Origin of the sequence: Bacillus nitratireducens (genome assembly GCF_001884135.1) — a bacterium.
GTDB classification, from domain to species: domain Bacteria; phylum Bacillota; class Bacilli; order Bacillales; family Bacillaceae_G; genus Bacillus_A; species Bacillus_A nitratireducens.
Genome location: NZ_MAOC01000091.1, coordinates 143,037 through 156,058, shown reverse-complemented (window position 1 = coordinate 156,058; position 13,022 = coordinate 143,037). Strand labels below are relative to the sequence as shown.

The following is a 13,022-nucleotide window of genomic DNA, read 5'->3' as shown; positions in this document are numbered from 1 at the left end:
GTTTGCTCGGGTAGTATATGTGGCTCGCTACATCCAGTCTGACTTAATTTATTGTTCATTTTTAATTACGATGCGAAATGAACCGAAGGCTTGTTGACTCATATAATTGTTTTTACTGACTTTATAAGGAAATGGAAAAGCAACTAATTGGAAATTACTTTCTTGTTCCACTATAGGTAATGTGAAATTAAAAATTTGTCTCGTTTCAGGAGCGACCGTAGTATAAGCAACTTTTTTGTTATTTAATAGTTCAACTTGCTCCCAATCTTTAAAGGCCACGATTGCATAACTCATTTCTTCTGTCGTTTCATTTCCGCTAGATATAGTTAGCTCTTTACCTTCATTCTCAGAAAGCACCACTTGTAGTTTTTCCTCATTTCTAGTAACAAATAATGGTTCATAAAGATCATCTTTTAAAACAGTTTTCGGCTGTACAGGAGTAGGTTTTATTTTCTCATTATCTTTATGATGAGTATTAATCGAATATCGCATACTTAGAACCTCTTCTAATATAGCGGCTTTATTTAGGTCATTATCTTGTAATTTATATTCAGGTTTTTTAATTATTAAAAAGGTTAATTCACTAGCGGTAGGAGAAATTTGTAAATGGATTTTAGTAGTGATCGAACTGTTTGGCTTTATATCAAAAGAATAGTGGGATACCGCATTTGGAGTGTCATCTATTTTAAAAGGCTTTTGTTCGTAATCTTCTAAAACAATTAATCCATATTTTCGGTCTTCATTAATATTATGTACAAATGATAACGATACGTTGATCTTATTATTCTCACTAGTAATTTCACTTCCATTGTCGATATGTTGACCTTGGTCATCCTTTAAGCCATAAGAAACGGTGTTAGTTTGTGGCTCTCTCTGTTTTTCTTTTTTCATCTTTTCTTTAGAAGGTGCATGAGATAGATTCGGGCTCTGTATAAATGAAGTATTGAACAAAATATAAATTATAAGTATCGAAACTAGTAAAATACCGATAATAATATATATCTTTTTCATAAATAACACCTCTTACATTCGAGAGTTTAAACCTAATTAAAACAATATATGAAAATTTTAAAACTCTCAATGATTTGTCTTGAAATTAACTTTTATTTTACATTTGATTCATCTTATTGAATAGAAAGAAATTTATGGATTGCAAGATGATAAGTTTCAGGAATTATCCACTTTAATTCAATATACATAGTATGAAACATGAAGACAAAAATATATACAGAGGTGAGGTGAATAAAGAATGTTTTTCAATTATTTTTACAATGAAACGCAAATGCGCCCTTTAGGAGGGCAGGGTCCTGCGCAAAGCACTATTCAAGCTGTTCATCATGCTATACAAGCACAGCAACAAGCATTACAAGCGCAACACATGCAACACAGTTATTATCCACCACAATCGTATCATTCATTACAGTCTTATTATCCACCACAGGTGTATTACCCATCACAATCATATTACCCGATGTAGATTACACAAGGATGGAATTTATTTTCGATCGTTACCGTATGGAACTGTATATGTTTTATAGCGAACAATGCCAAAACAGAAATAGCTCTTTGATGGAGAACAAAAAACTTTTAACTTGATGGATATAGGCTACAAAGACAAAAATTTCATACCTAAACAACTCAAAAAAGATTACCTGTATCCTAAGAGGCAATCTTTTTTGAGTTGTTTGTAATGGCTCATTACAGGTTTTAAATACTATTTAGTGTTATTTCTACTTTCCAAAACCTGCTCCATATTATTAGTCGCCCATTCCATCATTAAAAGGATAATTGGACGTAGTGACTCGCCGAGTTCGGTTAGCGAATATTCTACTTTAGGAGGCACTTCACGATATACCTCTCGATGTACGATGCCATCTGCTTCAAGTTCTCGAAGTTGAAGTGTTAACATTCTCTGGGTGATATTAGGTTTTAATCTTTTTAATTCATTAAATCGTTTTTTACCATCTAACAAATGATAAAGAATAACTCCTTTCCATTTCCCACCAATAACCTCGACGATAGCTTCTACGGGACAAGAATATTTATTTAAAAATGGATAATTTATATCATCTTCTTTTGAACTAATCATAAAAAGACTCTCCCTTAACAATAGTATCTTTTTTGATACTATAGCACATAAATGTGCGTACTTGTAACGTTGATACTTAAAAAATATAATTTAGTTGAATAATAAATTAATGAAAAGAGGACTTTTTATGACTAACACAAAACAAAAAATTATGGAAGCTTTTCACTTTAGACATGCATGTAAAGAGTTTGACCCTATGAAGAAGATTTCAGAAGATGATTTTAAGTTTATTTTAGAAACAGGAAGATTATCTCCTTCTTCTTTTGGATATGAGCCTTGGAAATTTATTGTGGTACAAAATAAAGAATTAAGAGAAAAACTATTACCATATTCATGGGGAGCAGGTGGGCAACTTTCAACAGCAAGTCATTTTGTTATTGTTCTTTCAAGAAACATCAAAGATATGCACTATGATGCAGAGTATATTCAGCATATGATGAAAGATATTATTGGATTGCCTGAAGAAGCTCAACAGATGAGATATGAATTCTTCAAAAAATTCCAAGAATCGGATTTTAAATTGTTAGACTCCGAACGTGCTGTATTTGATTGGTCATCAAAGCAATCTTATATTGCTTTAGCTAATATGATGACTAGTGCAGCTCAAATCGGTATTGATTCTTGTCCAATGGAAGGATTCGATAAAGAAAAAGTAGATTCTTTACTTCGTCAAGAAGGAATTTTAAAAGATGATAATCTTGAGGTGTCAGTTATGGTTGCATTCGGATACCGTAAAGGAGAACCAAAATTTAATAAAACAAGACAAACTTTGGATACTATTGTTGAATGGATTTAATAAGATAAATTTGTATTCATATAACGAAAAAAACGCTATCCTTTCTATAGAAAGGATAGCGTTTTTTATGTCTGTATTTAAATTTAGCGAGAATGCTTTGTGAATAGTTGAATTGCTTTTTCAGGTACATAGAATTTCCCGTTGCTTTCTACAACGATGCCTCCTAATTCATAATCTTTCCCACCAATATAGATAATGTTTTTATTCACAAACAATTTGGCCTCCGTATTATTACGCTTTACTACAAGCACCGGATTAAGTGCATCTTGCTTGTCAATCATTACATTTGCACCAATTTGTTTAAAGGATGTTTCAGCATCTAAGAATAATTTTTTAGTTATTTCTTCTAATTGAAAGCCCATTGCTTTGGCCATTATTTTCGCAATGTCTGTATTTTGGACTAAACCGTATGGCTTTTGAGGGCCGTAAGAGTATAAGAATACATCTTCACCCGTATGACCACCAGTTGTAAAACCGATGTTCGCACGGTTGGCCAATAATTTAGTAAGGATTGGACCTACATTAGTTTTCTTATTTGCAGTTTTTAACTTTTCTCTTTCATCATTAGTTAGGTTGTCTAAACCGTAAAGTGCAGCGACCTCTTTTATATTAGATAAATCATCTTTTAGTTTATTTGTAGCACCTTCAAGTGTCATTTTCGCCTTTTTTAGTGGGTCAATGTAAGCTGATACTGGTGTGGTATCATATCCTTTTGTTGTATTACTGTTACCAATGGAAATACCGCTATTACCATGATCCGCTAATGCAATGACCATAGTGTTACCATCTTTCTTCGCAAATTTTAATGCTTCTGTAACCGCATTATCAAATGCCAATACATCGCTAATCATCCCGATTGGGTCATTTGCATGTGCTGCCCAATCTGCCTTACTGCCTTCTACGAATAAGAAGAAACCATCTTTATCTTTTGATAATGTTTGAATTGCTTTGCTTGTCATCTGGGAAAGAGTAGGCTGCTTAGGATTGGTTATTTTACGATCCATATCGAACGCAAGGGCAGTATTAGAGAAAGAACCCCAGATTTTATTTGATTTGGAGTTTAATAACGCATCTTTTGTTTCGACAAAGTCGTAGCCTTTATCTTGAATTACCTTTACTAAATCTTCGTTGTCTTTACGAATTCCATTGCTTGTCATAGGAAGAAGTGCTGCTTTTCCACCACCTAATACAACTTCTATATTTTGATAAACTTGCTGTTCACCAAGTACTTCGAAATTTTTACGGTTAGCATGGTGAGCAGAGAAACTAGCCGGAGTAGCATGCTGAATTTCTGACGTAGCAATGATTCCTGTCGCGCGGCCGGAACGTTTTGCGCCTTCTAAGACGTTGGCAACTGGACGAAACTTGCATTCTTCTTTCATTGGTTCTAAGCCAGGTGAATTCACAACAGAAGGTAATACACCCACGTAACCTGAATTTGATTTGTTTCCTGTCGCTAAAGCTGTGGCTGCCGGTGCAGAGTCCGTAATAGCAGATTCTGCGGAATACGTACGAACACCTCCAGATACAATTTGATCTAGTGCAAGAGGGGAGCCTTTATACCAACGTGCCAATGTTGTAGCAGAAGAACTTGTCCCATCTATAACCATGAAAATTACATTTTTGGGTTGCTTTCCTGATTTCTTTACATCAGCTTTTACCTCGTTAAGGTTCATTATGCTTCCTGCTGCTAATGAACCTAGTGCTACCATTCCCGCTAATGTTAGTCCCATTATTTTTTTACGAAGATTAGTCATTGTGGTTCCTCCATAGGTTGTTTTCGATATCCCAATCTACCGTTCGTATGTAAACAAGATTTATTATTAGTAGTACCCTATTGCAACGAAACTAACAATAACTATTAAGTCAAAAAGTTAAATTTAAGCTACTTATTCAGCAATCGCTTCTTCTCATATAAAACCTTTGTGCATCTTTAAGTTACACAGTCTTTCCTATAAAAAGAATCTTCTCTTTATTTTATGGGAAACATTAGAAAAAGGATGGTGGGAACATGACAATTGATCGAGTTTGTACAATTGGGCCAGCGAGTAATAATGAAGAAACATTAGCGCAGTTAATAAACAATGGTATGAAAATTGTTCGTTTGAATTTATCACATGGCACGCATGAAAGTCATAAAACAATCATGCGTTTAGTAAAATCGTTAGACGATTCTATTAAAATTCTAGGGGATGTACAAGGTCCTAAAATAAGATTGGGTGAAATGAAAGAGGAACAAATTACACTTGAAGCAGGGGCGTTATTTACTTTACATACCAATCCAGTTCAAGGGAATAAAGAAGAAGCAAGTGTTGATTATGTGGGGATTGCGAATGACGTAAAAGTTGGAAGTAGAATTCTTATTAATGATGGAGAAGTTGAATTAATTGTTGAAAAGGTAAGTACGGAAAAAATAGAAACAAGAGTAAAAACAGGTGGCAATATTTCCTCTCATAAAGGGGTGAACTTACCAGGTACAATTGTTAGTTTACCGGCTATTACCGAGAAAGATAAAAAAGATATTCAATTTCTTCTAGAAGAGGAAGTTGATTTTATTGCGTGTTCTTTCGTTCGAAAAGCTAGCCATATAAAGGAAATACGAAGTTTTATACATGAACATAAAGAAACATCTCCTAATTTAATTGCAAAAATAGAAACGATGGAAGCAATCGAGAATTTTCAAGACATATGCAAAGAAGCGGATGGCATTATGATTGCAAGGGGAGATTTAGGTGTGGAATTACCGTATCAATTTATTCCGCTTTTGCAAAAAATGATGATTCGTGAATGTAATCGAACGAATACATATGTCATTACAGCGACACAAATGCTTCAATCTATGGTAGATCATTCTATTCCTACAAGAGCTGAGGTGACGGATGTATTTCAAGCTGTACTGGACGGAACGAATGCTGTTATGCTTTCTGCTGAAAGTGCGTCAGGGGAGCATCCAATCGAAAGTGTGAAAACGTTACGTCTCGTTTCGGAATTCGCTGAGCATGTGAAAAAAGATGGGCCTTTTGCGATGAAAGATGTACTGGAATTGCTGCATAAGTCTCTTTAATATGAAAATTTATATTTATCGTTTATAGTATTAATGGAATACATATGCTGAACCAGCAAGAATTTGTTGTTCTTTCTGTATGAATTTAACTTTTTTATGGAAAGATATGTTAGTAAGTATACGATTTGAACGTTCTATTTTTTAGAGTGTAATAGGAGGAGAATGAATATGTCAGATATTGAAGTAGGCGAAGTTTTTAGCCTTAGCGACGAGAATAATGAAGAACAAGAAGTTGAAGTACTTGGAGCGATGGATGTCGAAGGAGCAGAATATATTGCGGTTGCCTTTGTTGAAGATATTCAAACAGAAACTGAGGAAGACATTGATATCTTCTTTTTAAAAGTAGAAGAAGATAGTGAATTCTCATACATTGAGAGTGACGAGATATTTGAAAAAGTATCTGCTGCGTTTGAGAAGATTTTGGACGAGCAAGAACAAGAATAATAAGAGTTAGACAAAAGAGGGAGATGCATATCTGCCCTCTTTTTTTGTATATGGTTGAAAAATATTTCTCTAATTTCTGTTTTAATCATAAAATTCTTTTGTTTTCACGGAAGCAGCATCTAATAGAAGGAAAATCGACGCTATAATATGTATAGCGATTTGTATATAGGGAAAGAAAGCAACTAGAATAGTGAGGATTCCTATATAATTAGCATAGGTTTTCATGCCTTCCTTTTTAGCTAATAAAATTGTAATGATATGTAAAGTAATTACTATAAGTAGTGGTATCCCGTATAAGTCAACTAGTCCTTGAAATAAATAACAAGGAATTAATAAAAGGTGGGAGATACCTGTAGTCCACTTCAATGTTTTTACGACTGCCCTCAAAGTTAATTCCTCCTAAATAATATGTACGTATGAATATGTTACCAAATATAGTGGTGAATGGATATGTTTTTTGTGATTCACATTTATAGAATTCTATAATAATATTATGTAAACTAAATAGTTCTTTATTTGTGCACTAGAAAAACCACCCAAATGAGGGTGGTGCTTATTATATATATTTATTAAATGTGTTATTTTCCAAGGAAGAGAGGGAAATCTTCACTTCAGTACCTTCCTTCATATTACGCAATACAACTGTTTCTGTAGATAGTTCCTCTTCACCTATTATTAGTACATACGGGATATTTTCTTTATTGGCATAATTAAGGGCACGTTTCAATTTACGCCCGGCTAGTTCAAGTTCGATTTTTAAGGAAGTAGTAGAACGTAATTGCTGGGCAATTTGTAAGCATTGTAATTCTGTCCCGAGTGGGATGATAAATACATCCGCTGTAAATGATATGGTTTCTTTCTGTGATAGTGCTGTATAAATAACGTCTAATCCGAATGAAATCCCTACAGTCGGATAGTTCATATTATCACCACGGAATGCTCCGATAATATTATCGTATCGACCACCGCTACCGATGCTAGATGTAATGCTAGCGTCTGTTAGAAAGATTTCATACACGGTACCTGTATACATCGTGAGTCCTCTTGCTAAAAACGGATTGAATATCGTATTTTCATTTATTCCGAGGGCGCTTAAATATTGCTGTAGTTGTTGCAGTTCCTCTACTCCATCGGTGACAAGTGGATTATTGAAGGTTTCTTTAAAGTCGGCAATTGTAAGCTTTAGACAAGATAAAACGGTAGTACATATTGTATCGGCCATTTCTACAGTAATCCCGCGCTCCAATATATCTTTTCGTACACCATCAATTCCAATCTTTTCGATTTTATCCAATGATAAGATTACGTCACTCGTTAGTTCAGTAGGGATGTTAATTGACTCGAGAATACCGTTTAACAATTTTCGGTTATTATATTGGATCGTTACGTCTAAGTTTAACGTTCGGAACAGCTCAAACGCCATGCTCATGAGTTCAGCTTCCGCCATGACTGATTCTACACCGACTATATCAACGTCACATTGAATGAACTCACGGAATCTTCCTTGTTTAATTGGCCCATCTCGAAATACTTTCCCAATTTCATAACGTTTAAAAGGAAGGCGGATGTTCGGATTCATTGCCACGACTTTTGCGAATGGAATTGTTAAATCGTAACGTAAGGCAAGATCGCGTTTTCCTTGATCCTTAAGTGTATATATTTCTTTTAAAATTTCATCGCCACCACCATACTTGTAAGACATAAGCTCATACATATTTAACGTTGGTGTCTCTAACGGTTTACAGCCATAACGTTCAAACGTATCTTCACAAGCTCTTTTAATTTTATTTCGTAATACTTGTTCCTCTGGTAAATAGTCTTTCGTTCCTTTTACATTTTTCATTTCCATTGTAATCTCTCCTTTTTTAAATTAAAAAAAGCTATGCAGGTATAAAAATACCCACATAGCTTTATGAACGCTTCGTGGGTCAACAGGAAAAGCCCTGTACCCACGAAGAAAAATTTTTCTTCGGATACACGGCGTTACGTATGATGATGAAGTTGGAAAGAAGTATTAAAATTTCGCATTACAAATCTCTCCTTAACATAAGTTTTTCCAAATTATATCAGATGATTTTTGAATTATCAATATTTTTAGTTTTGAAATATAAGTGAAGTTATGTAGGAGGAATGGAAAAGGGTGTATAATAAAACTTAATAATATGAAATAACCTTTTAAGGAGACCGCTATGAAAAAAGATAAAACAAATGCGATGCGAATATTAGATAAAGAAAAAATTGAATATTCGATGATGTCATATGATCCGGACGATGGAAAAATTGATGGCGTATCAGTGGCAGGGAAAATTGGACGAGAAGTGAGAGAGGTATATAAAACGTTAATCGCTCAAGGGAATAGTAAAAATTATCACGTTTTTATCATTCCAGTAGATGAGGAACTAAATTTAAAAGCTGCCGCAAAAGCAGTAAGTGAAAAGAAAATTGAAATGATTCCAGTAAAAGATATTACGAAAGTGTCAGGATATATTCGCGGCGGTTGTTCACCAGTAGGAATGAAGAAGTTATTTTCTACATGTATTGATGCGAGTGCTCAATCGCTTGAAACGATCATTGTAAGTGGCGGGAAAATTGGCGTGCAAATTGAGCTGAAAGTGGATGACTTGGAAAAAGTGACGAGAGCGCAGTTTGGTGAAATAACGAAATAATGATACATAGGGAAAGAAGTTCTAGTTTTATTGAATTTAAATAATAATTTATAGGATAGTTAGTCCATTATGAGGACGGATTATCCTTTTTTATTTACATAATGAATGAAATAAAAAGAAATTAAATTTTTAGTTTAATCAGTATAATATGGATGTGTAATTTTAATCATTTGTTTGGCTTTAGGAGGAGTACAATGCCTCGTTGCAAGGACTTTAAATAAACAAGCAAAGCTACTCTTAAAGATAGACAAAGGACGGGAGAGTGTTTTAATGAGGGGTCAAGAAATCCCCATAAGAAAGCACATATTGGGAGATGCCAGTATTTTGGAAACCCCCCACGCTAAGAGTATGCAAGATTTTATATAGTTTTCTGGCTAATCCAGTAACAAACAAGAACCCTGAAACCGTGCCAGAATAGGAATGTATAAAAAAATGTATAGATTCATAGAACTAAAAAAGTAGATTCCCTTGTGAGAGCAGGGTTCTCCTTTTTCCTTGCTACCGATAATGTTACGTTATATTAACTGAATGCGAATACCATATACATCCAAAAATCATAACAAATCGATTCTTCGAAATGGTACAATTAGGAAAAGGGGGAAAGGATATGTACGATTACAAATTCGTGAAAGTCGAAGTTAATAACTGGAAAGGGGAACCTAAAGAAGATTATAAGCGTATTATCGCCGAACATGCTGAAGACGGTTGGAAATTTGTTCAAATCTTTGCACCATCAATCGCAGGATACGCGCAATATTTTGAGATTATCTTCGAACGAATCAAATAACCCCTTTCGAGAACGAGAGGGATTTGCTTTGAACAACATACAAAAAGAACTGAAATATTTTGGAATCTAATTGTTCTCAATTTAACTTATAAGACAAATAAGCTAATATTAATCAACTTCCAATAATGAGACGTAATGTTAATCAAGTATGTATACAATATTCAACCGAAAACAAACAACATATCAACTCTCTAAAATGTTAAATAGGGAAAATAACATTCTGAATAATACTGTTAGAACCACTATTTATCACATAGGGGTTTCCGAAAAAAAGTAAAGTAAGGAGGGGGCATAAGTGAAATATATTAATGGATTGTACATATCACTTATATTGATGATGTTCATTAATTTGCTTAATATTACAATGTTTGATAATAAATACTCAGGGATAACAATGTACCTTTCTTCCGTTATATTCATAATTGGAAGTGCTTTTTTCGGAAGTGCAAAACGGTTTAAAATGAGTGAGAAAAAATAAATCACTTAGGAGGTGACAATCATAAATGAAGCAACAAGAACAAGTTATCTTTCGTGAGGTGCAGCGATCCCCAATTTGGGCATGGATACTCATATTAGGGATCGCCATGCTGATGTGGTATGGATTCATTCAACAAATTATTCTTGATACCCCGTTTGGCGATAAACCAGCATCTAATGGTGTATTAATTGTTTTGTGGTTGTTTTTCGGGATTGTCTTCCCTATATTAATGCTTGGTGTATTGAAACTGATCATTGAGGTTCGTGAAAACGGTCTTTATGTTCGTTTTGTTCCTTTTCATTTTCAATATAAACAGTACCTTTTCAAAAATATACATCATTATGAATGCATTACTTACAGTCCACTAAAACGATTTGGGGGATGGGGAATTCGTTTTAACCTTAAGAATGAAAAAGCCTATAACATGAATGGAAATAAAGGTATAGAGTTAAAGTTGAAATATAACACAGTGGTAATCGGCACTCAAAAACCAGACGAATTAAAAAAAGCGCTGGACTCAGTACAAAAAGTATAATGAAAATTAAATTTCAACAAACGGGCACAACTTAGAAATTTGTACTAGGTATACTTACTTTAAAAATAACTTAAAGTTACTTCTGATAACGAAAATTATGCAAATAAACTGTTCATTGGATTCACATAGAAAACTGTGGTGAGATACAAGTTTTGATTTTGAAGCACTTCAAAATCTTAGCTAGATGGCTATGTATCGGTACCACAATAAAGAGGCAGGAACATTTCAAATATGTTCCTGCCTTTAATTTTAGAGAGAAGTTATGTCAATTAGATTTGTATAGAATATACAAGAGGAGCTCTTTACTACTTACACGAATCTATTATAATAGAGAACGGCTTGATAATAAGGGGCATCACATGTTTAAACAATTTTGGGCATCGATAAGGGGAGAAATAATAGCTTAAAATTTATAAATTGATTGAGCATCTAAAAGGAGTATAAAGTATTTTGAAAAAAACTAAAATGAGAAACTATTTGAAATTATTTATTCTTTACTTAATTATTGTTTTAATATATTTCCTATTGTTTGATTACAGTAAAGTATATATTAAGGAAAAAATAAATAACGAATTTTTATTTCAATTATATTTATTAATAGGACGTATTAGTATGGGTTTGGGAATATATTTTATTCCAGAGAAGCTAGGTATTAAGATTAAATTTAGATTTAAATTTCTTATAGCACTTATCGCAATAATAACTACTATAACTTTTCTTGATATAGTTGGTTTAATTGAATAGCTTTGATAATTTCCTATATCGAAAACAATGCAAATAAGCTGGTCACTGGATTCGCATAGAAAACGGTGGTGAGATGAATTTTTTGATTTTGCAGCACTTCAAAATCTTAGCTAGATGGCTATGTATCGGTACCCCACAATAAAAAGGCAGGAACATTTCAAATATGTTCCTGCCTTTAATTTTAGAGAGATGTTTCCTAACAGTTGATTTTGTTAACGAAAGTCGACTTTAAATCCATATTTTGTATAGAATATAGTACATATAATAAAAGTATGAGGTGATACAGTGAGAGAGATTCATATTCATAAAATTATTGCGGATAAGAGAAAAGAAAAGGGAATTACACAGGAAGAGTTAGCGGCGTATATCGGTATTACAAAGGCATCTGTTTCCAAATGGGAGACTGGGCAGAGTTATCCGGATATTACATTTTTACCACTGTTAGCATCGTACTTTAACATAAGTATTGATGAACTAATTAGTTATACACCACAAATGGAACAGGAAGATATTAAAAATTTATATCATAGACTAGCGGAAGCTTTTAGTGAAGAACCGTTTGATGAAGTAATGATGGAGTGCAGGGAAATAATCAAAAAATATTATTCTTGTTTTCCATTATTACTTCAAATGGGACTACTTTTTATTAACCACCATATGTTAACAGTGGATACGGATAAAAGAACTAAAATTTTAGAAGAGGCGATGTATCTCTTTAGCAGGGTGCAGGAAGAAAGTGACGATGTTTCTCTTGTGAAAGAGGCGGTATCGTTTAAAGCAACTTGCTATCTTATACTCAATAGACCAAATGAAGTGTTGCAATTGCTTGGCGAAACGATACGTCCTAAAGTTCCAGAGGAAGATCTGATCGCGCAGGCGTATCAAATGCTTGGAAATACTGAAAAGGCGAATGAAATGATGCAAATTAGTATGTACCAACATTTAATACAACTCGTTGCAACAATACCGAATTATGTAGTAGTAAATGCCTCAAGAGCTGAAAAGGTAGAGGTAATTTTAAATAGAGCTTTTATGTTAATAGACATGTATGAAATAGAAAAACTACATCCTAATATGACTTTAAAAGTATACTATGCTGCTGCACAAGTATATTGTATGCAAGAAAATTTTGAACGTGCATTAGAAATGCTACGGAAGTATGTAGCAGTTTGTTCAGCTAGTTTTACAGTAAATAGCCTGCATTTACACGGCGATTCATATTTTGACGCAATTGATGGATGGTTTGCAGAATTTCCGCTTGGCGCTAAAACGGTTAGAAATGAAGAGATTATAAAGCGGAGTATGCTACAAGGTATTGCAGAGAACCCGATTTTCGCATCGATGAAAGATGTAAGAGAGTACAAAAATATAATAGCGAGTTTGAAATTTAAATTGGATATAAAAGAATAGAGGGAGGAT

The 13,022-nt window shown here is 33.7% G+C and carries 15 protein-coding genes; 10 read left to right on the top strand and 5 right to left on the bottom strand.

Going from position 1 to position 13,022, the window contains the following annotated elements; translation table 11 throughout:
- Window positions 1-48: 48 nt before the first annotated feature.
- Window positions 49-1,011: a hypothetical protein gene (locus BAU23_RS25615; protein WP_071735434.1), complete on the bottom strand. Its 963-nt coding sequence runs from the start codon at window positions 1,009-1,011 to the stop codon at window positions 49-51.
- A gap of 238 nt (window positions 1,012-1,249) precedes the next feature.
- Here BAU23_RS25615 and BAU23_RS25610 point away from each other — a divergent pair, with 238 nt between their 5' ends.
- Window positions 1,250-1,477 carry a DUF3947 family protein gene (locus tag BAU23_RS25610; protein ID WP_000465948.1) on the top strand — a complete coding sequence of 76 codons (228 nt, stop codon included), beginning with the start codon at window positions 1,250-1,252 and terminating at the stop codon, window positions 1,475-1,477.
- 237 nt (window positions 1,478-1,714) lie between these two features.
- On the opposite strand, the gene BAU23_RS25605 is transcribed toward BAU23_RS25610, so the two are convergent.
- Complete coding sequence (locus BAU23_RS25605) at window positions 1,715-2,089, bottom strand: winged helix-turn-helix transcriptional regulator (protein WP_000625800.1); 375 nt, start codon at window positions 2,087-2,089, stop codon at window positions 1,715-1,717.
- Between the two features lie 109 nt (window positions 2,090-2,198).
- Here BAU23_RS25605 and BAU23_RS25600 point away from each other — a divergent pair, with 109 nt between their 5' ends.
- Window positions 2,199-2,885, top strand: coding sequence for an NAD(P)H-dependent oxidoreductase (locus BAU23_RS25600; RefSeq protein WP_373560940.1), 687 nt, complete (start codon window positions 2,199-2,201; stop codon window positions 2,883-2,885).
- Window positions 2,886-2,968: 83 nt separating this feature from the next.
- Here the strand turns inward: BAU23_RS25600 and BAU23_RS25595 are convergent, their stop codons facing one another.
- Window positions 2,969-4,642 carry an alkaline phosphatase gene (locus BAU23_RS25595; RefSeq protein WP_071735432.1) on the bottom strand — a complete coding sequence of 558 codons (1,674 nt, stop codon included), beginning with the start codon at window positions 4,640-4,642 and terminating at the stop codon, window positions 2,969-2,971.
- A 254-nt stretch (window positions 4,643-4,896) separates the two neighbouring features.
- Here BAU23_RS25595 and BAU23_RS25590 point away from each other — a divergent pair, with 254 nt between their 5' ends.
- Entirely contained in the window at window positions 4,897-5,949 is a 1,053-nt protein-coding gene (locus BAU23_RS25590; protein WP_071735431.1) for a pyruvate kinase, read from the top strand.
- A gap of 168 nt (window positions 5,950-6,117) precedes the next feature.
- Window positions 6,118-6,393: a DUF1292 domain-containing protein gene (locus BAU23_RS25585; protein WP_001279875.1), complete on the top strand. Its 276-nt coding sequence runs from the start codon at window positions 6,118-6,120 to the stop codon at window positions 6,391-6,393.
- Between the two features lie 81 nt (window positions 6,394-6,474).
- On the opposite strand, the gene BAU23_RS25580 is transcribed toward BAU23_RS25585, so the two are convergent.
- Together BAU23_RS25580 and BAU23_RS25575 are read right to left on the bottom strand one after the other, a co-directional pair.
- Window positions 6,475-6,780, bottom strand: a complete 306-nt coding sequence (locus BAU23_RS25580; RefSeq protein ID WP_001203060.1) for a hypothetical protein — start codon at window positions 6,778-6,780, stop codon at window positions 6,475-6,477.
- Window positions 6,781-6,949: 169 nt separating this feature from the next.
- Window positions 6,950-8,242 carry a histidine--tRNA ligase gene (locus BAU23_RS25575; RefSeq protein WP_071735429.1) on the bottom strand — a complete coding sequence of 431 codons (1,293 nt, stop codon included), beginning with the start codon at window positions 8,240-8,242 and terminating at the stop codon, window positions 6,950-6,952.
- A 340-nt stretch (window positions 8,243-8,582) separates the two neighbouring features.
- Here BAU23_RS25575 and ybaK point away from each other — a divergent pair, with 340 nt between their 5' ends.
- From ybaK to BAU23_RS25540, 6 genes are all read left to right on the top strand, one after another.
- Window positions 8,583-9,059, top strand: coding sequence for a Cys-tRNA(Pro) deacylase (ybaK, locus tag BAU23_RS25570; RefSeq protein WP_000710871.1), 477 nt, complete (start codon window positions 8,583-8,585; stop codon window positions 9,057-9,059).
- A 607-nt stretch (window positions 9,060-9,666) separates the two neighbouring features.
- Window positions 9,667-9,846, top strand: a complete 180-nt coding sequence (locus BAU23_RS25560; protein ID WP_000272495.1) for a DUF4177 domain-containing protein — start codon at window positions 9,667-9,669, stop codon at window positions 9,844-9,846.
- Between the two features lie 295 nt (window positions 9,847-10,141).
- Window positions 10,142-10,324, top strand: a complete 183-nt coding sequence (locus BAU23_RS25555; RefSeq protein WP_000875168.1) for a hypothetical protein — start codon at window positions 10,142-10,144, stop codon at window positions 10,322-10,324.
- A 25-nt stretch (window positions 10,325-10,349) separates the two neighbouring features.
- On the top strand, window positions 10,350-10,859 hold the full coding sequence (locus tag BAU23_RS25550) for a DUF6141 family protein (protein WP_071735426.1): 510 nt from the start codon (window positions 10,350-10,352) through the stop codon (window positions 10,857-10,859).
- Between the two features lie 450 nt (window positions 10,860-11,309).
- Window positions 11,310-11,603 carry a hypothetical protein gene (locus BAU23_RS25545; RefSeq protein WP_071735424.1) on the top strand — a complete coding sequence of 98 codons (294 nt, stop codon included), beginning with the start codon at window positions 11,310-11,312 and terminating at the stop codon, window positions 11,601-11,603.
- 285 nt (window positions 11,604-11,888) lie between these two features.
- Window positions 11,889-13,013 carry a helix-turn-helix domain-containing protein gene (locus BAU23_RS25540; protein ID WP_071735422.1) on the top strand — a complete coding sequence of 375 codons (1,125 nt, stop codon included), beginning with the start codon at window positions 11,889-11,891 and terminating at the stop codon, window positions 13,011-13,013.
- Window positions 13,014-13,022 lie beyond the last annotated feature (9 nt).